Here is a 21,686-nt window from a genome sequence, read left to right on the forward strand (position 1 = left end):
GCACTCCCGCTAGCATCGTCCGTTGAAGATATCGGGAGAGCTCTATCCATGACCGTGCTCGTGACCGGCGGTGCCGGCTATATCGGAAGTCACATGGTTCATGCGCTGGTCGATGCCGGCGAGAGCGTCGTCGTCGTCGACAATCTTTCCACCGGCTTCTCCGCGTTCCTGCCCGAAGGTGTTCCGCTGTTCATCGGTGACGCCGGCGACGAGAACCTCGTCGAGGGCGTGATCGCACAGCACGGCATCGACAGCATCATCCATTTCGCCGGCTCGGTCGTGGTGCCGGACTCGATGCGCGATCCGCTCGGCTACTACCGCAACAACACCATGACGACGCGCAGCCTGCTCAACGCGGCGGTGAAGGGCGGCGTCAGCCGCTTCATCTTCTCCTCGACCGCGGCCGTCTACGGCAATCCGGACCAGGTGCCGGTGCAGGAGATCGCGCCGACACGTCCGCTGTCGCCCTACGGCTCGTCAAAGCTGATGACCGAGATCATGCTGCACGATGTCGCCTCCGCCCATGGCATGAGCTACGTCGTGCTGCGCTACTTCAATGTCGCCGGCGCCGACCCGAAGGGCCGCGTCGGTCTTGCCACCATCGGCGCCACCCATCTGCTCAAGATCGCGGTCGAGGCCGCGACCGGCCAGCGCGCCAAGATCGACGTGTTCGGCACCGACTATCCGACCCAGGACGGCAGCTGCGTGCGCGACTTCATCCATGTCAGCGACCTCGTCGAGGCGCATCGCTCGGCACTGTCCTATCTACGCGCCGGCGGGCAATCGGTGACGATGAACTGCGGTTACGGCCGCGGCTATTCCGTGCTCGAGACCATCGAGGCGGTGCGCCGGGTCTCGATGCGCAATTTCGCGGTCGCCTATGCCGCGCGCCGGCCCGGCGACATCGTGACCATGGTGGCCGATACGACCCGGATCCGCTCGCTGCTCGACTGGACCCCGCGCTACGACGATCTCGAGACCATCGCGAGCCACGCGCTGGCCTGGGAGGAGAAGTTGTTCCGGGAGCGCGGGGGCGCCGCGCGACAGGCAGAATCGGCCTAAAAATCAAGCCGTTATCAAGCTGTTATTGTACTTGAAAAAGCCCCGCCAAGCGGGCAAGGAGGTCCGCAACCCTGACGGCCGGCGCTGCCCGCCGTCAATGGAACGCGGATGGCTCAGTTTCCAAAGAAAATTACCGACGATCCCTATGGCGCGGCGATCCTGATTCGCCGCCTGGTCACGGAACAGGGGATCACCTACTGGCGGCGCTACCTGACGGCGTTCGCCCTGATGGCCGTTGCGGCCGGCTCGACAGCCGGCGCCACTTACGTGCTCGGCCAGGTGATCAACCAGGCCTATGTCGACAAGAACATCCCCGGCATCGCGATGTTTGCCGGGGTCACGGTGGTGCTGCTGTTCATCAAGGGCGTGGCGACCTACGGCCACATGGTGATCCTGTCGAAGATCAGCAACGCCATCCTGGCGCGGAACCAGCGGCAATTGTTCGCCAAGCTGATGAGCGAAAGCATCGGCTTCTTCTCGCAGCGGCACTCGTCGGAATTCCTGGCGCGGCTCACCGCCGGCGCCAAGTCGATCACCGACGTGCTCAACATGCTGGTCAATGCGATCGGCCGCGACCTCCTGATGCTGATCAGCATGGTCGCCGTCATGGTCTGGCAGGACCCGCTGATGTCGTTCATCGGGCTCGTGGCGGTGCCGCCGGCGATGCTGGTGCTGCGCAAGCTGGTGAAGCGGATCAAGGGCCTCGCCTACAACCAGTTCACCGGCACCGCCGACATCATGGAGACGATGCAGGAATCGCTGCAGGGCATCCGCACCGTGAAGGCCTTCACGCTGGAAGGCACCATGCAGCAGCGGATCGACGAGAACATCGCGATCGTCGAGCGCAATGCCAACAAGATGGCGCATGTCGCCAACCGCTCCAACCCGCTGATGGAGATGCTCGGCGGCTTCGCGGTCGCCGGCTGCCTGATGTATGGCGGCTACAGCGTGGTGGCGCTCGGTTCCACGCCGGGCCAGTTTTTCACGTTCCTGACCGCCTTCCTGATGGCGACCGAGCCGGCCAAGCGTCTGGCGCGGCTCAACATCGATCTCAACAGCCAGCTGGTCGGCGCGCGGATGCTGCTCGAAGTCGTCGACAGCCCCGCAAGCGAGCAGGCCGACGACGACAAGCCGGCGCTCAAACTCTCCGACGCGCGGATCGAACTGCGCGATGTCAGCTTCGCCTATCGCCCTGGTGAGCCGGTGCTGAACCGCTTGAGCTTCATGGCCGAGCCCGGCAAGGTCACCGCGCTGGTCGGCCCCTCCGGCGGCGGCAAATCGACGGTGCTCGCCCTGCTGCTGCGCTTCTACGAGACGCGCGAGGGCGACATCCTGATCGACGGACAGTCGATCCTGTCAGTCTCGCGCAAGTCGCTGCGCCGGCAGACCGCCTATGTCGGCCAGGACGTCTATCTGTTCCGCGACACCATCCGCGCCAACATCGCGTTCGGCAAGCCGGGCGCCACCGAGGCTGAGATCGTCGACGCCGCCAAGGCCGCTTGTGCGCACGACTTCATCATGAGCTTCCCGCTCGGCTACGACACCCCGGTCGGCGAGCACGGCACGCAACTGTCCGGCGGACAACGCCAGCGCATTGCGGTCGCCCGCGCGCTGGTCAAGAACGCGCCGATCATCCTGCTCGACGAGGCCACCGCCGCGCTCGACTCGGAGTCCGAGAAGCAGGTGCAGGAGGCGATCGAGCATCTCTGCCAGGGCCGCACCACGATCGTGATCGCGCACCGCCTGCACACCATCATGCACGCCGATGCGATCCTGGTGGTCGAGGGCGGCGAGATCGTCGAGCGCGGGCGTCACGAGGATCTGCTGCGCCGCGGCGGCCGCTACGCCTCGTTCTTCCGCCTGCAGCATCACCACGACCCGTCGCCGCTGGCATTGGCGCCGATCAGCGCCACCGGCTAGACCGATCAAATCCACCCCAAGAGCAGCGAGACCCACATGAACGCCGCCTCCACCGTCATTCCGCTTCCCTCGCAGCCCTCGCTCCCCGTCGTCGGCGAATCCGGCACCTATCCGGTCCGCCGGATCTGGTGCGTCGGCCGCAACTACCTCGAGCATATCAGGGAGATGGGCAATGACGAGCGTGCGCCGCCGTTCTTCTTCGGCAAGCATGCCGACATGCTGGTGCCCGACGGTGCGACGATCCCCTATCCGCCGCTGACCAAGGACCTGCATCACGAGGTCGAGCTGGTGGTGGCGATGAAGAGCGGCGGGCTCAACATTCCCGCCGACAAGGCGCTCGAGCATGTCTACGGCTATGCCGTTGGCATCGACCTGACCCGCCGCGACCTGCAGATCGCCTCGCGCAAGAAGGAGCGGCCCTGGGAGATCGGCAAGTCGTTCGACTATTCAGCGCCCTGCTCCGCGATCCAGCCGACCTCGAAGATCGGCCACCCCTCCAGCGGCAAGATCTGGCTCACCGTCAACGGCAAGGAAGCGCAGAAGGGCGACCTCACCGAATTGATCTGGAACGTGCCTGAGATCATCTGGCAGCTCTCGCAGCAGGTGAAGCTCGCCGCCGGCGACATCATCATGACCGGCACGCCCGCCGGCGTGTCGCAGCTGCAGGTGGGCGACAAGCTCGAATGCGGCGTCGACGGCGTCGGCACGCTGAAGGTATCGATCGGCAAGCCGGAGTAGACTCCGGATCCGATCCACCAGCAGACCGCGGCCCCGAACCTGGTTCGGGGCCGTTTTCATCTGTGGTGAGCAATGCCGGCGTTTGTCGCCGTAACGAGCGGCCGTCCGCAGGCGCAGCGCAGTCGTCGAGATCAGAATTGCTCGTGGCCGGGATGGTTGGGGTCGCCGAGATATCCGCCACCTCCGCTGCCACCGGCACTGTCACCGCTGTAACCAGTTCCGAGATAGGGCGGCGGATCGACCGGCTGGCGATGCGGACCGCCCGAACCGCCCGGGGGCAGTTTCGCGCCGACATTCTTCGGCGGCGCCATGTGAAGTCCGCCGGCATGCGCAGAGCTCAGCGCGGTAACGCCGAACGCGACAACGGCAGCGAAGGCAAGAAGCGAATTGCGTGTCATGCGACGTCTCCTTGAACTCGGGCCGGGCACCATGCGCCAGCTCCGACGCCGCACGCTTCGCACGATCGGGCTGGCCCTGCTGTGAGGTGGGTCACGCCCATTCCACGGCCACTTCCCGGCGACATCGCATCGCCCGGGAAGCCCCGGACCAGGGGTCCGGAGCTTTCCGCTGCGCGTGGTCAGCGCATCGTGCCGGGCATGCAGGGCGGCTCGGTGAAGGGCGCGGTTGCGAACGATCCGACGTTCGGCGCGCGCACGCAATCGGTCGTCTTGCTGCTGACCGGTGTCGTCGTTGTCGTCGTCATCGAAGCATGGGCGCGCCGCACCGCAGCATTGTTGCTGGCGGCCGAGGCCTGAGCCGAGAACGCAGCTGCCGCAACCAGAGCAAGCGTCACGAAGGTCAATTTGGTCATCGGGTTTCTCCGCACGTGGATGAAGCCGACCAAGCTCGGCTCCTATGACCCATGACTGTGGACGCCGGGAAATTATTTCATCACGCGTGATCACCGAACCGCGAGCGCCCGATCACATCAGACGGACCGGGGAATACGGGAACGCGAGAGGCACTCCATTTCATCAAGGCCGCGCACGAACGCGGCGATGACGGTATGGAGATTCTCATGAGCGATCTTCGACGACCTGGCAGACAACTTGGCCTGGCTGCAATTCTGTCCGCGACCATGGCTACCTCTTGCTTCGCACAGGCGACGGTCCACGAGCCCAGTGCATTTGCCTCAAATGAAACCGCGACGCGGCCATGGTCGGCGCCGGTCGGTCATCGCCAGCCGCGTGCCGCCGATATTCCGGCAGCGGCGTCGGCATCACAGCAGATCATCGATCAGGAGGACGCGATCGTCGACCGCAAGATCAAGGGCATTTGCCGCGGCTGCTAGCTTCTAATGCTCTCCTGCGTCCTGCGCTGCGGCCGGACCAAGATGCGTCTTCTCGTACTCGAGCCACAGCTCGAGCAGCGCCATGAATGCGACCACCGCACCCGCGGCGATGGCAAAATACATCGCGCGGGTGTGCGTGAAGCCGAGCAGCCAGGGCGAGGCGATCAGCCAGCATCCGATCAACAGATTGATCCATTCCTCCCAGATCGAGAACGCGACGATCGCCGCCAGCGACATGACCGCGATCGCCGCACCGCTGATCCTCAGATCGATCGCCGCCGTCGGGTTGGCATGCACGAACAGCCACGGTGCCGCGAGCAGGAATATCGCTGCTGCGAGGTTATAGAGATCGAGCGCCGATTCTTTTCGCCATTTCGTCATCGATTGCTCCCTTGCTCCTCAAGCCCGCTGCTGATGCGCGTCCGGCGCGTTGATGTCCCGGCCGGTGTAGTCGGTCATGAGCGCGGTCGCGACCAGCGTGATGACCGCGCAAGCCGCGATATAGGCCGCGATCGCGGTCGCCGAGTGGAACGTGCCGAACAGCCAGGTCGCGATCAGCGGTGCCGGACCGCCGGCGATCACGGAAGCGAGCTGATAGCCGAGCGAGGCGCCACTGTAGCGCAGGCGGCCTGTAAAGCTCTCGGCGATCAGGGCGGCCTGCGGGCCGTACTGCATGTCGTGCGGAATCAGCGACAGGAAGATCGCGAGGAAGACGATCGTTGCCGATCCGGTGTTGAGCATCGCGAAATAGATGAAGCCGAACACGCCGGTCACGGCAGCGCCGATCATGTACATGTTCTTGCGGCCGATCTGATCGGAGATATGCCCGCACAGCGGGATCGAGACGAACGACAGCACCGAGGCCGCGAGCACCGCGGTCAACAGGAAGTCGCGCGAAACGTGCAGCGTTCCAATGCCGTAGGAGAAGACGAAGGCGGTGAAGATGTAGAACGGCGCCTGCTCGGACATGCGCGCGAAGGCGGACAGCACGATCTCCTTCGGATGGTCCCTGATCACCGTCAGCATCGGCGTGCGGTCGAGCTGACGCTCGGCCACCAGCTTGGCGAAGACCGGCGTTTCGAGAATGCCGAGCCGGATGTAGAGGCCGACGCCGACCAGAATGATGCTGAGCGCAAACGGGACGCGCCAGCCCCATGCCAGGAACTGGTCGCCCGACATCTGGCTGAAGGCCAGCACGGCAAGATTGGCGAGGAACAGCCCGCAAGGCACGCCGAATTGCGGCCATGACGCGATCAGGCCGCGGGAGCGATCGTTGCGCGCCCATTCCATCGACATCAGCACCGAGCCGCCCCATTCGCCGCCGACGCCGACACCCTGGATGAAACGCAGCACGGTGAGGATCACGGCGCCCCAGATGCCGATGCTGGAATAGGTCGGCACCAATGCGACCGCCGCGGTCGCCAGTCCCATCAGGAGCAGCGTCGCGATCAGCGTCGACTTGCGGCCGATGCGGTCGCCATAGTGCCCGAAGATCGCGGCGCCGATCGGCCGCGCGACGAAGCCGACCGCGTAGATGGCGAAGGCTTCCAGCGTGCCGACCCAGGGATCGGAATGCGGAAAGAACAGTTTTGCGAAAACCAGCCCGGTGACGGTGCTGTAGAGGAAGAAGTCATACCACTCGATCGCGGTCCCGATCGTGGAGGCGATCACCGCGCGGCGCAGCTGGAGCTGATGCTCGGATGGCGTGAGTTGGGTCGAGTCGAGGCCAAGTGTCGTCATGGGAGCATCTCCCTCGGACAAGCCCCCGGACGGATTTTGACCGTTTGGGTCGTTTGAGTACGAACGACATGGCGGCAGCGAAGGTTCCAACAGAATGGAACGCAGAGCCTAGAACTTTAGTCGGCCGCAACGACGGCCGAGGCCAGCGCCTGCCTGATGGCGGTGCAGAAGGGTCGCCCCGCCGATGCGTCGTGCTGATTAGACCCGATCGCTGCGCCGATACGGCACGTAGCGCGGCGTCCAGACCTTAGCCTGGATACGGGCCTCGACCTGGTCGATCGGAATATCCTTGGCGAGCCCTTCCTTGTGCGCCTGCAGCGCGACCGCCAGCGCCACCGTCAGCGAGACATCGCGCAGCGCGCTGACCGGCGGCAGCAGATTGTGCTTCGGGTTATTGCGGGCCGGCGAGACGCTGGCCAGCGCCTTGGCGGCGGCCATGAACATCCCGTCGCTGACCCGGCTGGCGCCGACCGCGAGCGCGCCGACACCGACGCCCGGGAAGATGTAGGAGTTGTTGGTCTGGTCGACCTTGAAGCGCGCGCCGTCGCGCGTGATCGGCGGGAACGGACTGCCGACGCCGATCAGTGCCCGCCCCTCGGTCCAGGCTTCGATATCGGAAGGCGTCGCTTCCTCGCGCGAGGTCGGGTTCGACAGCGGGAAGATCACCGGCCGCTTGTTGCACTCGGCCATCGCGCGGACGATCGGTTCGGAGAACGCGCCGGCCTGGCCCGAGACGCCGATCAGCACGGTCGGCCTCGCGTTGCGCACGACGTCGAGCAGCGCGATCTTGTCGGGATGGTTGAGCTGCCAGCCCGCGATCGCCTGCTTGCTCTGGACAAACGGCAACTGGAACGGGGCGAGCCCGCTCATGCCCTCGAGCAGCAGTCCGTCGCGGTCGACCATGAAGAAGCGCTTCGCCGCCTCGCTCTCGGACAGGCCGGCATCGATCATCGCCGCGCGGATCAGGCTGGCGATGCCGCAGCCGGCGGAGCCCGCGCCGAACACCGCGACACGCTGCTCGGTCAGCGGCACGCCGGTGACGTTGATCGCGGAGAGCAAGGCGCCGGTCGCCACCGCCGCGGTGCCCTGAATGTCGTCGTTGAAGGTGAGGAGCCGGTCGCGATAGCGCTCGAGCATGCGCGTCGCGTTGTTCTTGGCGAAATCCTCCCATTGCAGCAGAACGCGTGGCCAGCGCTTCACCACCGCCGAGACGAACGCCTCGATGAAGTCGTCATAGGCCTGACCGCGGACGCGCTCGTTGCGCCAGCCGATATAGAGCGGGTCGACCAGGCAGTCGGGATTGTCGGTGCCGACGTCGAGCAGGATCGGCAAGGTCGTTGCCGGGTGCAGGCCGCCGCAGCCGGTGTAGAGCGAAAGCTTGCCGATCGGGATGCCCATGCCGCCGGCGCCCTGGTCGCCGAGACCGAGGATGCGCTCGCCGTCGGTGACGACGATCGCCTCGACGTGATCGAAGCGCGGATGGGCGAAAATGCGGTCGATCCGGTGCTGGTGCGGAATGCTGAGGAACAGCCCGCGCGGCTTGCGAAACAGCCGGCTGAATTTCTGGCAGCCCTCGCCGACCGTCGGCGTGTAGACGATCGGCAACAGCTCTTCCAGATTGCCGACCAGCAGCGCGTAGAACAGCGTCTCGTTGGTGTCCTGCAGTTCGCGCAGAAAGGCATAGCGCTCGATGTCGGTCTCGTAGCCGCGCAACGCCTCGAGGCGGCGCGACACCTGCTCGTCCAGCGTCAAGATATTGGGCGGCAGCAGGCCATGCAGGTCGAACGCCTCGCGCTCGGCCTCGGAGAACGCCGTGCCCTTGTTCAACTGCGGATCGGCCAACAGCTCGTAGCCGCTCAGCGCGGTGGTGGCGAAAGCTCCTGTAGACTCCGACATGACAAGGTCCCCTCGATGCGAAATGCCTGATGCGACCCTATCACGCCCGTGTAACGGATCGGAGCGCGAAGGCACCACGCCGCGCAAAGTTGAATGGCACCGACGTCGCGGCTCGCGAAATGGACCTCGTGGAAGAGTGCATCAGCCCGGCGGAGTTTCGGCCAAGCGGCCATCAGTGTTCGTCCGGACTGAGGCAACGCGCTCCCGCTGCGCCTCCGGACAGACATCAACATACCTTGGTATGGCCTCTCTGATTCCTTGTGATGCCCTGTACTTACGCTCGTACAGTTTGAGCGATGGCGGGCGATTTCTATACTCGCGGCCACTTCAACGGGCGACCAACGACTGCGGGCGCAAATAGTGTTCCGAGATCCGTGATCGGGATCACTGCTCCGGGACGAAAAGCGCAGCACTATCACGGGAAGCGACACGGACGCAGGTTCGAGGAACACTCACATGATCGTCAACATTCAGAAGCTGAACGGCCTGTGGCACCTCGTCGTCGGATCATGCACGATCCGGACGCCGTTCCTGGAGACCCAGGACCGGGAGTGGGTCGTCGCCTATGCCCGGCGCGTCTACCCCGGCGCCAAGGTTTTCGAACGCGACTGATGCGGTTGCGCCCCACTACTCACGCCCCGGACAAAAAGCCCCGGTTCGATCCGGGGCTTTTGCGTTCAACCCGGCGCGGCCATTGCCTTCACCGCAGCGCCGACACCACGATCAGGCCGAGGATCAGCGCGGTCACGGAATATTTCAGCGTGTAGTACACGTTCCGGTTCCACGCCTTGACCTTGCGGCTGGCGAGATGGATCTCGTAGAGCTTGCCGAACACCTTGTTCAGCGCGCCGACATGCTCGCCGTCGACGTTCTGGGTGGCGGACGCCTTGACGATGTTGTGGCTGACCCAGCGGTTCATCCTTGTCATGAAGCCGTACTTCATCGGGCGCTCGACGTCGCAGAACAGGATGATGCGGTTGACGTCGGTCTTGTTCTCGGCGCTGTGGATGAAGGTCTCGTCGAACATGAAGGCTTCGCCGTCACGCCAGACGCATTCGACGCCGTCGACCAGGATGCGGCACGCATTGGAGTTCGGCGTCACCAGGCCAAGGTGATAGCGCAGCGAGCCGGCGAAGGGATCGCGATGCGCCCCGAGCTTGCCGCCGGGCGGCAGCATCGCAAACATCGCGCCGTGCACGTTCGGGATCGAGTTGAGCAGCTCCACCGTCTTCGGGCACAGCGTGCGCGCCGACGGCAGGAAGTCGTCGTACCATTTCAGATAGAAGCGCTTCCAGCCGCTCTTGAAGAACGAATAGAAGCCCCAGTCGTTGTTCTTGGCGGCGGCGCGGATGAAGCCCTCGTCGAACAGGCGCGTCGCCTCGTCGCGGATCGTCTCCCAATTGTCGGAGAGCTTCTTGAGCTCGGGAAACTGCTCGACCGGGATCACCGGCGTGTTGGGCACCGCGGAGCCCGCATACATCAGCACATTGTAGGGAGCGAGGTAGGTCGAGTGATCGCCGAGCTGGCGGGCGAACCGCAGGCGGTGCTTGCCGCGGAAGTGAACGTAGAGCGTGGAGGCCACCAGCACGTAAAGGATGACGAGCTGCGGCGCGAAGAGTTGTCTCAACATGATCCGTCTATGATCGCGGCCCGCCGATGCTCTCCATGCACCGCCCCGTAGCAGCCTGGACCCTCGATGGGCGGCTTAGCCCCGGGCGGCGAAGCGCAACGCCGTCCGCGAAATTCCCCCGTTTCATAGTGACTTGGCACTGCTGCTGAACTCTGGCGCGAGCCCGAAGCCCAGTCGCGGTGCCATCCCGGATGAGCCATGTAAGCGTATGCTCACCAAATGTGAAGCACCCGCCTCATTCGAGGAAGCTACCGTGTGGCAACATTCCCACACCTCTAATTCGTTATTGACAAACTAATTAGATAATTCCTAATCATGGGATACTCCGCCTGAGAATGCGGACATCCAGAGGGAGGAATGATGAGACATTTTTTGGCGGCAGCCATTCTCGCGGCGATGACCACGGCCGCGCACGCGCAGGTTTCCGATGACGTCGTGCGCATCGGGGTGCTGACCGACCTGTCGAGCTGGGGGCGCGACAATTCCGGCCCGGGCTCGGTCGAAGCGGCCAAGATGGCGGTCGAGGAATTCGGTCCCACCGTGCTCGGCAAACCGATCGAGATCATCTCGGCCGACCATCAGATGAAGACCGATGTCGGCGTCCAGATCGTGCGCGGCTGGTTCGACAACGGCAAGGTCGACGCCGTCGTCGACATCCCGAACTCCGGGATTGCGATCGCCGTGCACAACATGGTGCGCGAGCGCAACAAGATCGCGCTGCTGTCCGGACCCGGCGCGAGCTCGCTGACCGACGAGCTGTGCAGCCCCAACACCGTGCACTTCACCTACGACACCTATGCGCTGTCGAAGGTCACCGCCTCGGCCGTGATCGCGGAGGGCGGCAAGTCCTGGTACTTCATCACCGCGGACTACGCCTTCGGCCAGCAGCTCGAGAAGGATGCGACGCGCTTCATCAACGAGATGGGCGGCAAGGTGCTCGGCAGCGTCCGGCATCCGACCAACACGGCCGACTTCTCCTCCTTTGCGCTGCAGGCGCAGAGCTCCAAGGCCGACGTGGTGGCGTTCGCCAATGCAGGCCAGGACACCGACAATTCGATCAAGCAGTCCGGCGAGTTCGGCCTCGTGCAGGGCGGCCAGAAGCTGGTCGGCCTTCTGATGTTCGACACCGACGTGCATGCGATCGGGCTCAACGCCGCGCAAGGCACCTACATGACGACGGCGTCCTACTGGAACATGGACGAGAAGACGCGCGCATGGTCGAAGAAATTCTACGCCCGCACCAACGTGATGCCGACCATGATCCAGACCGGCGTCTACGGCTCGGTGCTGCACTATCTGAAGGCGATCCAGGCCGCCGGCACCGATGATCCGAAGGCGGTGATGGCCAAGATGCGCGAGCTGCCGATCGAGGACACCTTCGTGCATGGCGGCAAGCTGCGCGAGGACGGCCGCGTCATCCGCGACATGTATCTGGCGAAGGTGAAGAAGCCCTCGGAATCCAAGGAGCCGTGGGACTATCTCGACATCATCAAGACGGTGAAGGGCGAGGACGCCTATCGTCCGGTGTCAGAGTCCAAGTGTCCGCTGCTCAAGAAATAGGATCGATCGCGTGGCCAACGAAGAAACGTATGACTGCGACGCGCTTGTCGTCGGCTCCGGCTGTGCCGGGCTGTCGGCGGCGGTCACCGCCGGCCATCACGGCCTGAAGGTCCTGGTGGTCGAGAAGGAGCCGCGCTTCGGCGGCACCACCGCGCGCTCAGGCGGCTGGCTGTGGATTCCCGGCACCTCGCTGGCCAAGGCCTGGGGCATCGAGGAGAGCCCCGATCAGGCCAAGACCTATCTGCGCCATGAGGCCGGCAACAGCTTTGATGCCGCGCGCGTCGACGCGTTCCTGAGCGAAGGTCCGAAGGCGGTCGACTTCTTCACGACGAAGACCGCGGTGCGCTTCGACATGCCGCTGACCTTCCCGGACTATCACGCGGAAGCGCCCGGCGGCGCGCAGGGCGGCCGCTCGATGGTGACGCGGCCGTTCGACGGCCACGAACTCGGCGACGCCCTCAAAAATCTCGGCAGCCCCCTGCCCGAGCTCACCGTGTTCGGCATGATGCTCGGCTCCGGCAAGGAGATTGTCCACTTCATGCGCGCGACGCGGTCAGTGACCTCGGCGGCCTATGTCGCCAAGCGGCTGTCGAAGCATGCGATCGACGTGATGCGCAACGGCCGCGGCATGACGCTGACCAACGGCAACGCGCTGGCCGGCCGGCTGGCGAAATCCGCCTTCGACCTCAATATCCCGCTCTGGCTCAATTCGCCGGTGCGCGAACTGATCGTCGAGAACGGTGTGGTGCGCGGCGCGGTCATCGCGCGCGAAGGCCGCACCATCCGCGTCAACGCGAAGCGTGGCGTCGTGCTCGCCTGCGGCGGTTTCCCGCATGACGTCGCGCGGCGGCAGAAGATGTTTCCGCATGCGCCAACCGGAAAAGAGCACTATTCGCCGGGCCCTGTCGGCAACACCGGCGACGGCTTGCGGCTTGCGGAATCGGCCGGCGGCCGTGTCGAGGACTCGCTGCCGAATGCCGCGGCCTGGGTGCCGGTCTCGGTCACCACGCGCAAGGATGGCTCGAAGGGCGTGATGCCGCATTTCATCGACCGCGCCAAGCCCGGCGTGATCGCGGTGATGCGCGACGGCAAGCGCTTTGCCAATGAAGGCAATTCCTACCACGACTTCGTGCAGGCGATGATCAAGGCGGCGAAGCCCGGCGAGGAGATCGCGGCCTATCTCGTCTGCGATCACGAGACGCTGCGCAAATATGGCCTCGGCTGCGTGCCGCCACGCCCGATGCCGCTCGGCCACCATCTGAAGACCGGCTATCTCAAGCGCGGCGCGACGCTGTCCGAGCTTGCCGCGCAGGCCGGCATCGATGCGAAAGCGCTCGAGGCAACCATCGCGGCGTTCAACACAACCGCGGCAGAAGGCCGCGACCCCGTCTTCGGCAAGGGCTCGCGCGCCTATAACCGCTACCAGGGCGATGCGCTGCACGGCCCCAATCCCTGCATCGCGCCGATCCAACACGGGCCGTTCTACGCCATCAAGATGGTGATCGGCGATCTCGGCACCTATGCCGGCATCCGCACCGACGCCAATGCCCGCGCGCTCGACGCCGACGGCCAGCCGATCGCCGGCCTCTATGCCGCCGGCAACGACATGGCGAGCATCATGGGCGGCAACTATCCCGGCGCCGGCATCACGCTGGGGCCCGCACTGACCTTCGGCTACATCGCGGGCAAGCACATCGCCGGCGCAGCGGCAGAAAGAAGCGCGGCATGAGCGCGATGGCGAGCCTGCTCGCAGGCAAGCGCGCATTGGTGACCGGCGCCGCGCACGGCAACGGACGCGCCATCGCGCTCGGCCTTGCGGCGCATGGCGCCGACGTCGTGGTCGCCGACATCGATCGCGCCGGCGCCGAGCGGACCGCGGCCGACATTCGCCAGCGCGGCCGCGCGGCCTGGCCGTTCCAGCTCGACGTGACCGATACCGAGGCGTGCTCCGCCCTGGCGCAGGGTGTGGCGCGCGAAATCGGGCCGATCGCGATCCTGGTCAACAATGCCGGCATCATCATCCGTGAAGGGATCTCTTCCCCGCGCGCGCACGACAATTGGCGGCGGGTGCTCGACGTCAACCTGACCGGCACCTTCAACGTCACGCACGCCTTCCTGCCGGCGCTGCGCGAGACGCGCGGCGCGATCATCAATCTCGGCTCGATCGCCTCCTTCCTCGGCGTTGCCGATACACTGGGCTACGCGCCGTCGAAGGGCGGCGTGAAGCTGCTCACCCAGGCGCTCGCCCGCGAGCTCGCCGCCGACGGCATCCGCGTCAACGCAATCGCGCCCGGCGTGATCGAGACCGCGATGACCGAGGCGACCCGCAACGACCCTGCCCGGCTCGCCGGCTTTCTGGGGCGCACGCCGCTCGGCCGCGTCGGACAGCCGGAAGAGCTGGTCGGCCCGGTGGTGTTCCTGGCGTCGGAGCTGGCATCTTATGTGAACGGCGTGACCCTGCCGGTCGACGGAGGGTTTCTCGCCGTGTAAGCAAATTGTCGAAGAACTGACAGGGCGACATGACGAGAGAAAGCCGCGGCATACAGTCGATCGAGGTCGGCGGAGAATTGCTCCGCGCGCTCGCCCGCAGCGGCGAGCCGATGATGCTGCGCGATCTCGCCCGCGAGGCCGGCATGCCGCCGGCCAAGGCGCATCCCTATCTCGTGAGTTTTTCCCGCATCGGCCTGATCGAGCAGGACGAGACCACCGGCCGTTATGAGATCGGGGCGCTGGCGCTCGAGCTCGGGCTGATCAGCCTGCGCCGGCTCTCCGCTGTGCGAATCGCGACGCCGCGGATCGCCGCGCTCGCCGACAGCATCAATCATGCGGTGTCGCTGTCGGTGTGGGGCACCCACGGCGCAACCGTGGTGCGGCTCGAGGAGCCGAGCCATCCCGTGCATATCGCGATGCGCGTCGGATCGGTGGTGGCGCTGCTCGAGACCGCGACCGGCCGCGCCTTCGCCGCCTTCATGCCGCCGAACGCCGTCAAGACGGCGCTCGAGAGCGGCCTCGACCGCCTCGGCGTCGGCTACAATCCGAAGCGTGAGACCATCAACGCGAAGACCACGGAGATGCTTGCCGAGGTTCAGAGCCGCGGGCTCGCGCGCGCGATCGGCGATCCCCTCCCCGGCGTCAACGCGTTCGCCGCCCCGGTGTTCGATCACGCCGGCCACGTCGCTTTGGTCATCACCGCGATGGGACCCGAGGGCACCTTCGACGCCAGCTGGGACAGCGCGATCGCAACCGCGCTGCGTGATTGCGCGAGCGACATCTCGCGGCAGCTCGGGCACGGCACGGTGCGGGGTGTCGATATTGCGGTGAAGTGATCAGAGTGTTCAGCCGCCCTCTCATGCACATGCGCGGGTGATTACGCCGAGAGCTTGGCTGTTTGACATCATGAACCCAGAACCATCCTCATCGTCGTCCCGGCGAAGGCCGGGACCCATAACCACCGCTGCAAATGGTTGCGCGATTCTGGAACGACGAGTCCCGCCGACAACATCCGCCGCAGCGTATGGGTCCCGGCCTTCGCCGGGACGACGGTTTGTAGAGCAGACCGTGCCACACTATCAGTGTCGTCCTGGCGAAAGCCAGGACGACGGACGAAGAGGCCCGCCCCACACCACCTCAGCAAAAAGCCCCGGACGATGCCGGGGCTCTTCACTTCATCGATCACGGTCAGTGTAGATCAGTAGCGGTAGTGGTCCGACTTGTACGGACCTTCCTGCTTGACGCCGATGTAGTCGGCCTGGTCCTTGCGCAGTTCGGTCAGCTTGACGCCGATCTTGGCGAGGTGCAGGCGCGCGACCTTCTCGTCGAGCGTCTTCGGCAGCACGTAGACCTTCTTGGCGTACTTGCCGTCCTTGTTGTTGGCGAACAGCTCGATCTGCGCCAGCGTCTGGTTGGTGAACGAGGCCGACATCACGAAGGACGGGTGGCCCATCGCATTGCCGAGGTTCACGAGGCGTCCTTCCGACAGCATGATGATGCGGTGCTTGTCGGGGAATTCGATCTCGTCGACCTGCGGCTTGATGTTGGTCCACTTCAGATTGCGCAGCGAAGCGATCTGGATCTCGTTGTCGAAGTGGCCGATGTTGCAGACGATGGCGCGATCCTTCATCGCGCGCATGTGCTCGATGGTGATGATGTCCTTGTTGCCGGTGGCGGTGACGAAGATGTCGGCGCGAGGAGCTGCGTCTTCCATCGTCACGACCTCATAGCCTTCCATCGCCGCCTGCAGCGCGCAGATCGGATCGACTTCGGAGACCATGACGCGGCAGCCGGCCTGGCGCAGCGAGGCGGCCGAGCCCTTGCCGACATCGCCGAAGCCCGCGACCATCGCGACTTTGCCCGACAGCATCACGTCGGTGCCGCGGCGGATGCCGTCGACCAGCGACTCGCGGCAGCCATAGAGGTTGTCGAACTTCGACTTGGTGACGCTGTCGTTGACGTTGATCGCCGGGAACAGCAGCGTGCCCTTGTTGGCCATCTCGTAAAGGCGATGCACGCCCGTGGTGGTCTCTTCCGAGACGCCCTGGATGTTCTTGGCTATCTCGGAGAAGTAGCCTTTCGGCTTCTCCTTCAGCAGGCGCTTGACCAGCGCGTAGAAGATCTCTTCTTCCTCGGAGGTGGGCTTGTCGAGGAAGGCGGTGTCGCCCTGCTCGGCGCGGTAGCCGGCATGCACCAGCATGGTGGCGTCGCCGCCGTCATCGAGGATCATGTTCGGCGTGCCGCCGCCATGCCAGTCAAACAGCTTGGCGGTGTAGTCCCAATACTCGGTCAGCGTCTCGCCCTTCACGGCGAACACCGGAATGCCGGCCGCGGCGATCGCGGCGGCGGCGTGATCCTGGGTCGAATAGATGTTGCAGGAGACCCAGCGGATGTCGGCGCCGAGCGCAGCCAGCGTCTCGATCAGCACGGCGGTCTGGATCGTCATGTGCAGCGAGCCCGCGATGCGCGCGCCCTTGAGCGGCTGCTTGGGGCCGAACTCCTCGCGGGTGGCCATCAGGCCGGGCATCTCGGTCTCGGCCAGCGAGATCTCCTTGCGGCCGAAATCGGCGAGCGCAATGTCCTTGACGATGTAGTCGGTGAAGCCGGGCTTCGTGGGGGCGTTCATGTTGTTTTCCTGGTCGGTGTGTTCAGCGTGTCAGTAACAAAGCGAGCCAACCGCCCTGCGGCGCGGCCTACTCCTTCTCCCCGTTCTTACGGGGAGAGGGTTGGGGTGAGGGGCTCCATCCGCGCACTGAATTCGCGGAGAGTCCCCCTCACCCGCCACTTCGCGGCGACCTCTCCCCGCAAGCGGGGCGAGGTAAGAGCGTCAGAGCGCGCGCTTCAGCTGCTCGACGAGATCCGTCTTCTCCCAGGAGAAGCCGCCCTCATTGTCCGGCGTGCGGCCGAAATGGCCGTAGGCCGAGGTGCGCGCGTAGATCGGGCGGTTGAGATCGAGATGGCTGCGGATGCCGCGCGGCGTCAGATCCATCGCCTTGGCTGCCGCCTTCTCGAGCTCGTCCTCCGACACCTTACCGGTGCCGTGGGTGTCGATGTAGATCGACAGCGGACGCGCCACGCCGATCGCGTAGGCTAGCTGCAGCGTGCAGCGATCGGCGAGACCGGCCGCGACGATGTTCTTGGCGACGTAGCGCGCGGCATAGGCGGCCGAACGGTCGACCTTGGTCGGATCCTTGCCGGAGAACGCACCGCCGCCATGCGGAGCCGCGCCGCCATAGGTGTCGACGATGATCTTGCGGCCGGTCAGGCCGGAGTCGCCATCGGGACCGCCGATGAAGAACTTGCCGGTCGGATTGATGTGCCAGATCGTCTTGCCGTTGATCCACTCCTTCGGCAGCGCCTCGCGCACATAGGGCTCGACGATGTCGCGGATCTGGCTGGACGAGAGGTCCTCGACCAGATGCTGGTGCGACACCACGATCTCGCGAACGCCGACCGGCTTGCCGTTCTCGTACTGCACGGTGACCTGGCTCTTGGAGTCCGGACCGAGCACCTTCTCCTTGCCGGAGTGACGTGCTTCGGAGATCAGCCGCAGGATCTTGTGGGCGTAGAAGATCGGCGCCGGCATCAGGTCCGGCGTCTCGTTGGTGGCGTAACCGAACATGATGCCCTGGTCGCCGGCCCCCTCTTCCTTGACCTCGCCCGGCTGCAGCGCGTCGACGCCCTGCGCGATGTCGGCCGACTGCGGATGCAGCAGGATCTCGATGTCACAGGTCTTCCAGTGGAAGCCGTCCTGCTCGTAGCCGATGTCCTTGATCGCGGAGCGAACCACGCCCTCGATCTGCTCGTTGGTGACAGAGGCCGGTCCGCGGGTTTCGCCGGCGATCACCACCTTGTTGGTGGTCGCGAGCGTTTCGCACGCCGCGCGGATCTGCCACGGGTCGATGCCCGCCTTCGGCCCCTCGCGATAGAACAGATCGACGATCTCATCCGAGATGCGATCGCAGACCTTGTCCGGATGGCCTTCCGAGACCGACTCGCTGGTGAAGAGATAAGACGCGCGCATCAAGCAAACCCCTTGTTTCGTCGAAGTCCGACGTTGGTTGGTGAATATGTCCCCGGAATGTCAGTCTCGTCGCCGCGAGATGACGTAGGATTCGTCGTAAAACCACAGTCCGTTGTGTTTACGGAGGACCTCGCGTGTGGCCTCGAGAGCTCGTCCGTTTTCGGTCGTTTCAGTCAACCGCTCATCTTCGATCTGCGCGACATACACTGCTGCGTTCCAGGCGGCGAAGGCGGTCGAGGTTCCGATCGAGCCGGTCACCTCATTAGGCAGCGCTTCCATATCATATCGGAAGATCGAACGGTTATCGGCGTAGGCGTTGAAGTTCAGCTCGCGGCCGGCCGAGCCCAACTCGTATTTCACCGCGCGCAGTATCTCATGACGGCTGACGGCGAAAGGATTTTCTCCGGGCCAGACGGCTTGAATGATTTCAAGTCCGGGATCGCTTCCGTGGGAGTGGATTCCTATCAGCCGTCCGCCGCCGCGCAGCGCGCGGGCGAGCGGCGCGATGATCCGCTTGGCGCGGAAATTCACCGAGGATTTGGCCCGATAGGGCTGCGAGGCGATCACCAGGTCGAAATTGGCCTCGCTCCGGCCGGCGCGGGGAATGATGGAATCGAGCAGGAACCGGTGATCGTCCCGGTACAGCACCAGCGCCACCGGCCGCTCATAGATCGGCATCGCATTGCCGGGGCTGAGATTGGCGCGCCAGTTCTGCTCCAGGAATGGACCGAGTTCCGCGATCTGGGTCTCGAATTCGCCGGAAGACGCGCCGCGGAGGGCCACCTCGTGCCAGATCATGCTGGCGGCCGCCGCGGAGTTCTTGGGCGTCAACCAGGGCGCCTCGGCGTAATACATGTTGGTGAACACGAAGACGCTCGCCGGATGCTCGAACAGGCGGTCGGGCACCTTGTCGAGGGTGAGGCGGACGTCCTCCAGGCTCAGTTCCTTGCCGGCGACATAGAACGGCATATGTGGGAAGCGGCCATGCATGGCACGCAGGACCCGCGCCAGCACCGTGCCGTCGCCCATGCCGGCATCGAACACCCGCAGCGCCGGCGGCCGCGGGTGGATCGCGGCCAATTCGAGCGCAACCCGGTCGGCGATGACCCGCTTCTCGCTGCAGGTGTGCACGAACAGCAGATAGCGCTGCCGGTTCTCGAAAAAGCGGAAATTGCCCCTCGGATCGCGCTTTTCCGGCGGCACCACGAGCCCGCGCGGCGGCGCCACGCCGCCCGGCGTCGAGGTCGCAATGAACGCATTGATGCGGTCGAGCGTATCGATGGTGATGCGCTTGCCCTCGCGCAGCCGGTGCACCAGCTTGCCGTCGTTGACGGCACGGCGGCCGAACGTCGTCTCCGCCATGTCGGAGTGACGGCAGAAATCCGTGATCTGACTGAGGATTTCGTCGTTCTTCATGGTGCCTGGAGTGGGCAGAGGCCAGTGGGACAAAAGTGGGCAGAGATAGTGTGCGGCGAGGTCTTATCACCATTTTCCCACCAGTTGAACCCCCCTCCACGGCCGATCACCAAACAGTCATGGATAGCCTCTTGGACCGCCTCCCCGCCGCCGACCACCGTGACGGCCCTAGCCCCGGATGACCAATGCGCCGACTGCTCCTGATCCCCTGCCTGCTCGCGGCCATCCTGTGGTCGGCGCCCTGCTTCGCCCAGGCGCGCTCCCAGCTCGGCTCGCTCTGCACGACCGACACCACGCCAGCCGACCAGATGATCGACGCCTGCACGAAGATCATCGCGTTGAAGGTGTTTTCCGGCGAGAAGCTCGCGACGATCCATTTCTGGCGCGCGGTGGGCTGGAACAAGAAGGGCAACTACGCCCAGGTGATCGCTGACGCCACCGAGGCGCTGCGCCTGAAGCCGAGCACTGCCGTCTACAATTTGCGCGGCTCGGCCTATTACGACAAGGGCGAGTACGACATCGCGATTGCCGACTTCAACGACGCGCTGCGCATGGGGCCGCCGAGCGGCATCATCTTTCACAACCGCGGCAACGCCTATCGCGGCAAGGGCGACTACGCCAAGGCCATCGCCGACTATGACGCCGCGATCAAGGCCGGTCCGAAGTCGGCGTTCTCCTATCAGAACCGCGGCGCCTCAAAGCAGGCGCTCGGCGATCTCGACGGCGCGCTCGCCGACATCAACGAGGCCGTCAGGATCGACCCGTCGCTGCCGCAGCCGCTGATCAGCCGCGCCGTGATCTGGCGCGCCAAGGGCGACATCGCGCGCGCGATTGCGGACACCTCAGAAGCGATCCGGCTCGCGAAGGCGAAAACGCCCGTCAACATCATGACGCCGCCCGGCAGCGTGCTGATCTCGGCCTACACCCAGCGCGGCCTCGCCTATGAGGCGAAGGGCGACGCAGCGCACGCCAAGGAGGACTACACCGCGGTGCTCGAGGGCCAGGCCTCCGACGCCGGCAGCAAGGCCAACCAGGCCACCGCCAAGGTGCGGCTCGCACTGCTGAAAGAGGCCGACGCAGCACCGCGCAAGACCGCGGCGGCGCCTGCCGCCGAGAGCGGCCCTGCGCCCGCACCGCCGGCGCCCGCGGCAGCAGCTCCGGCCGCACCCGCGGCACGCGTGCAGGCCGCAGCAACCGGCCGGCGCGTCGCGCTGGTGATCGGCAACGGCGCCTATGCGCATGTGAAGGCGCTGCCCAATCCGCCCAACGACGCGCGTGCCATCGCCAGGAGCCTGCGCGACATCGGCTTCACCGTTTCAGAGGGCCTCGATCTCGATCGCGACGCGATGCAGAAGACGATCCACGATTTCCTGCGCGAGGCGGCGCGGTCGCAGATCGCCGTGGTCTACTACGCCGGTCACGGCGTGCAGGTCGACGGCCGCAACTACCTCGTGCCGGTCGATATCGAGTTCAAGGCGGGCGGCCGCATGACCGACGCGATGGTCGACATGGACACCATCATGGCCGGCCTCGACGATCTGATCCGCACCAACATCCTGATCCTCGATGCCTGCCGCAACAATCCGATGGCGCCGCAGGTGGCATCCGCAGGCCCGAGCCGCGGCATCGAGGCCGGCTCCGGCCTTGCCGCACCGGCTTCGCTCGGGTCGGGCTCGACGCTCGGCGCCGGCACGCTGATCGCGTTTGCAACCGCGCCGGGCCAGGTCGCGCTCGACGGCGAAGGCGCCAACAGCCCATTCTCCGCGGCGCTGTCGCGCCATGTCGGCACGCCCGGCCTCGAGGTGCAGCAGATGCTGACGCGGGTCCGCGCCGAGGTCGTCGCCGCGACCAAGGGCAAGCAGGTGCCGTGGTCGAACTCCTCGCTGCTCGGCGAGGTTTATCTGGCGGAACAATGACGA

Annotated in this window: 19 protein-coding genes; 10 read left to right on the forward strand and 9 right to left on the reverse strand. The window is 65.3% G+C overall.

Features of this window, described 5'->3' with window-relative positions; all coding sequences use genetic code 11:
* Positions 1-48 precede the first annotated feature (48 nt).
* The 3 genes from galE (at position 49) to HU230_RS20305 (ending at position 3,720) form a co-directional block, all read left to right on the forward strand.
* On the forward strand, positions 49-1,062 hold the full coding sequence (gene galE, locus HU230_RS20295; protein ID WP_176530161.1) for a UDP-glucose 4-epimerase GalE: 1,014 nt from the start codon (positions 49-51) through the stop codon (positions 1,060-1,062).
* A 108-nt stretch (positions 1,063-1,170) separates the two neighbouring features.
* Positions 1,171-2,982 carry an ABC transporter ATP-binding protein gene (locus HU230_RS20300; RefSeq protein WP_176530160.1) on the forward strand — a complete coding sequence of 604 codons (1,812 nt, stop codon included), beginning with the start codon at positions 1,171-1,173 and terminating at the stop codon, positions 2,980-2,982.
* A 36-nt stretch (positions 2,983-3,018) separates the two neighbouring features.
* Complete coding sequence (locus tag HU230_RS20305; protein WP_176530159.1) at positions 3,019-3,720, forward strand: fumarylacetoacetate hydrolase family protein; 702 nt, start codon at positions 3,019-3,021, stop codon at positions 3,718-3,720.
* A 131-nt stretch (positions 3,721-3,851) separates the two neighbouring features.
* Here the strand turns inward: HU230_RS20305 and HU230_RS20310 are convergent, their stop codons facing one another.
* Complete coding sequence (locus tag HU230_RS20310; protein WP_176530158.1) at positions 3,852-4,118, reverse strand: hypothetical protein; 267 nt, start codon at positions 4,116-4,118, stop codon at positions 3,852-3,854.
* A 179-nt stretch (positions 4,119-4,297) separates the two neighbouring features.
* The gene (locus tag HU230_RS20315; protein WP_176530157.1) at positions 4,298-4,531 is read right to left on the reverse strand and encodes a hypothetical protein; all 234 of its coding nucleotides are present in this window, start codon (positions 4,529-4,531) and stop codon (positions 4,298-4,300) included.
* 267 nt (positions 4,532-4,798) lie between these two features.
* On the opposite strand from HU230_RS20315, the gene HU230_RS20320 reads away from it, so the two are divergent.
* Positions 4,799-5,011 (forward strand): hypothetical protein, encoded by a 213-nt coding sequence (locus HU230_RS20320; RefSeq protein WP_176530156.1) that lies wholly within the window; start codon positions 4,799-4,801, stop codon positions 5,009-5,011.
* A gap of 3 nt (positions 5,012-5,014) precedes the next feature.
* Here the strand turns inward: HU230_RS20320 and HU230_RS20325 are convergent, their stop codons facing one another.
* The 3 genes from HU230_RS20325 to HU230_RS20335 all read right to left on the reverse strand — a co-directional run bounded on the left by HU230_RS20325 (position 5,015) and on the right by HU230_RS20335 (position 8,647).
* A complete protein-coding gene (locus HU230_RS20325; RefSeq protein WP_176530155.1) occupies positions 5,015-5,392 on the reverse strand; it encodes an SPW repeat protein in 378 nt (125 codons plus the stop codon).
* Between the two features lie 18 nt (positions 5,393-5,410).
* Positions 5,411-6,751, reverse strand: coding sequence for an MFS transporter (locus tag HU230_RS20330; protein ID WP_176530154.1), 1,341 nt, complete (start codon positions 6,749-6,751; stop codon positions 5,411-5,413).
* Between the two features lie 198 nt (positions 6,752-6,949).
* Positions 6,950-8,647 carry an NAD-dependent malic enzyme gene (locus HU230_RS20335; RefSeq protein ID WP_176530153.1) on the reverse strand — a complete coding sequence of 566 codons (1,698 nt, stop codon included), beginning with the start codon at positions 8,645-8,647 and terminating at the stop codon, positions 6,950-6,952.
* Between the two features lie 456 nt (positions 8,648-9,103).
* On the opposite strand from HU230_RS20335, the gene HU230_RS20340 reads away from it, so the two are divergent.
* Positions 9,104-9,259 (forward strand): hypothetical protein, encoded by a 156-nt coding sequence (locus HU230_RS20340; protein WP_173637640.1) that lies wholly within the window; start codon positions 9,104-9,106, stop codon positions 9,257-9,259.
* Positions 9,260-9,347: 88 nt separating this feature from the next.
* Here the strand turns inward: HU230_RS20340 and HU230_RS20345 are convergent, their stop codons facing one another.
* Entirely contained in the window at positions 9,348-10,277 is a 930-nt protein-coding gene (locus HU230_RS20345) for an aspartyl/asparaginyl beta-hydroxylase domain-containing protein (protein ID WP_176530152.1), read from the reverse strand.
* Positions 10,278-10,634: 357 nt separating this feature from the next.
* Here HU230_RS20345 and HU230_RS20350 point away from each other — a divergent pair, with 357 nt between their 5' ends.
* The 4 genes from HU230_RS20350 to HU230_RS20365 are packed head-to-tail and all read left to right on the forward strand — an operon-like array spanning position 10,635 to position 15,163.
* Positions 10,635-11,837 carry an ABC transporter substrate-binding protein gene (locus tag HU230_RS20350; RefSeq protein ID WP_420840880.1) on the forward strand — a complete coding sequence of 401 codons (1,203 nt, stop codon included), beginning with the start codon at positions 10,635-10,637 and terminating at the stop codon, positions 11,835-11,837.
* A gap of 10 nt (positions 11,838-11,847) precedes the next feature.
* A complete protein-coding gene (locus HU230_RS20355; RefSeq protein ID WP_176530150.1) occupies positions 11,848-13,566 on the forward strand; it encodes an FAD-dependent oxidoreductase in 1,719 nt (572 codons plus the stop codon).
* Positions 13,563-14,327: an SDR family NAD(P)-dependent oxidoreductase gene (locus HU230_RS20360; protein ID WP_224943400.1), complete on the forward strand. Its 765-nt coding sequence runs from the start codon at positions 13,563-13,565 to the stop codon at positions 14,325-14,327. The genes HU230_RS20355 and HU230_RS20360 overlap by 4 nt, the downstream gene beginning before the upstream one ends.
* A gap of 29 nt (positions 14,328-14,356) precedes the next feature.
* Entirely contained in the window at positions 14,357-15,163 is an 807-nt protein-coding gene (locus HU230_RS20365) for an IclR family transcriptional regulator (RefSeq protein WP_176530149.1), read from the forward strand.
* 362 nt (positions 15,164-15,525) lie between these two features.
* Here the strand turns inward: HU230_RS20365 and ahcY are convergent, their stop codons facing one another.
* The 3 genes from ahcY to HU230_RS20380 form a co-directional block, all read right to left on the reverse strand.
* The gene (gene ahcY / locus HU230_RS20370) at positions 15,526-16,953 is read right to left on the reverse strand and encodes an adenosylhomocysteinase (protein ID WP_176530148.1); all 1,428 of its coding nucleotides are present in this window, start codon (positions 16,951-16,953) and stop codon (positions 15,526-15,528) included.
* Between the two features lie 201 nt (positions 16,954-17,154).
* A complete protein-coding gene (gene metK / locus HU230_RS20375; RefSeq protein WP_092115495.1) occupies positions 17,155-18,351 on the reverse strand; it encodes a methionine adenosyltransferase in 1,197 nt (398 codons plus the stop codon).
* A 60-nt stretch (positions 18,352-18,411) separates the two neighbouring features.
* Entirely contained in the window at positions 18,412-19,767 is a 1,356-nt protein-coding gene (locus HU230_RS20380; RefSeq protein ID WP_176530147.1) for a hypothetical protein, read from the reverse strand.
* A 185-nt stretch (positions 19,768-19,952) separates the two neighbouring features.
* On the opposite strand from HU230_RS20380, the gene HU230_RS20385 reads away from it, so the two are divergent.
* Entirely contained in the window at positions 19,953-21,683 is a 1,731-nt protein-coding gene (locus HU230_RS20385; RefSeq protein WP_176530146.1) for a caspase family protein, read from the forward strand.
* Positions 21,684-21,686 lie beyond the last annotated feature (3 nt).

The organism is Bradyrhizobium quebecense (genome assembly GCF_013373795.3).
Lineage (GTDB): Bacteria > Pseudomonadota > Alphaproteobacteria > Rhizobiales > Xanthobacteraceae > Bradyrhizobium > Bradyrhizobium quebecense.

Coding starts and splice junctions, on each gene's coding strand:
- HU230_RS20385 (WP_176530146.1), top strand. CDS start 19,953: ATGCGCCGACTGCTCCTGATCCCCTGCCTGCTCGCGGCCATCCTGTGG.
- HU230_RS20340 (WP_173637640.1), top strand. CDS start 9,104: ATGATCGTCAACATTCAGAAGCTGAACGGCCTGTGGCACCTCGTCGTC.
- HU230_RS20320 (WP_176530156.1), top strand. CDS start 4,799: ATGGCTACCTCTTGCTTCGCACAGGCGACGGTCCACGAGCCCAGTGCA.
- HU230_RS20305 (WP_176530159.1), top strand. CDS start 3,019: ATGAACGCCGCCTCCACCGTCATTCCGCTTCCCTCGCAGCCCTCGCTC.
- HU230_RS20310 (WP_176530158.1), bottom strand. CDS start 4,118: ATGACACGCAATTCGCTTCTTGCCTTCGCTGCCGTTGTCGCGTTCGGC.
- HU230_RS20350 (WP_420840880.1), top strand. CDS start 10,635: ATGATGAGACATTTTTTGGCGGCAGCCATTCTCGCGGCGATGACCACG.
- HU230_RS20380 (WP_176530147.1), bottom strand. CDS start 19,767: ATGAAGAACGACGAAATCCTCAGTCAGATCACGGATTTCTGCCGTCAC.
- HU230_RS20315 (WP_176530157.1), bottom strand. CDS start 4,531: ATGACCAAATTGACCTTCGTGACGCTTGCTCTGGTTGCGGCAGCTGCG.
- HU230_RS20335 (WP_176530153.1), bottom strand. CDS start 8,647: ATGTCGGAGTCTACAGGAGCTTTCGCCACCACCGCGCTGAGCGGCTAC.
- HU230_RS20325 (WP_176530155.1), bottom strand. CDS start 5,392: ATGACGAAATGGCGAAAAGAATCGGCGCTCGATCTCTATAACCTCGCA.
- galE (WP_176530161.1), top strand. CDS start 49: ATGACCGTGCTCGTGACCGGCGGTGCCGGCTATATCGGAAGTCACATG.
- ahcY (WP_176530148.1), bottom strand. CDS start 16,953: ATGAACGCCCCCACGAAGCCCGGCTTCACCGACTACATCGTCAAGGAC.
- HU230_RS20330 (WP_176530154.1), bottom strand. CDS start 6,751: ATGACGACACTTGGCCTCGACTCGACCCAACTCACGCCATCCGAGCAT.
- HU230_RS20345 (WP_176530152.1), bottom strand. CDS start 10,277: ATGTTGAGACAACTCTTCGCGCCGCAGCTCGTCATCCTTTACGTGCTG.
- metK (WP_092115495.1), bottom strand. CDS start 18,351: ATGCGCGCGTCTTATCTCTTCACCAGCGAGTCGGTCTCGGAAGGCCAT.
- HU230_RS20300 (WP_176530160.1), top strand. CDS start 1,171: ATGGCTCAGTTTCCAAAGAAAATTACCGACGATCCCTATGGCGCGGCG.
- HU230_RS20365 (WP_176530149.1), top strand. CDS start 14,357: ATGACGAGAGAAAGCCGCGGCATACAGTCGATCGAGGTCGGCGGAGAA.
- HU230_RS20360 (WP_224943400.1), top strand. CDS start 13,563: ATGAGCGCGATGGCGAGCCTGCTCGCAGGCAAGCGCGCATTGGTGACC.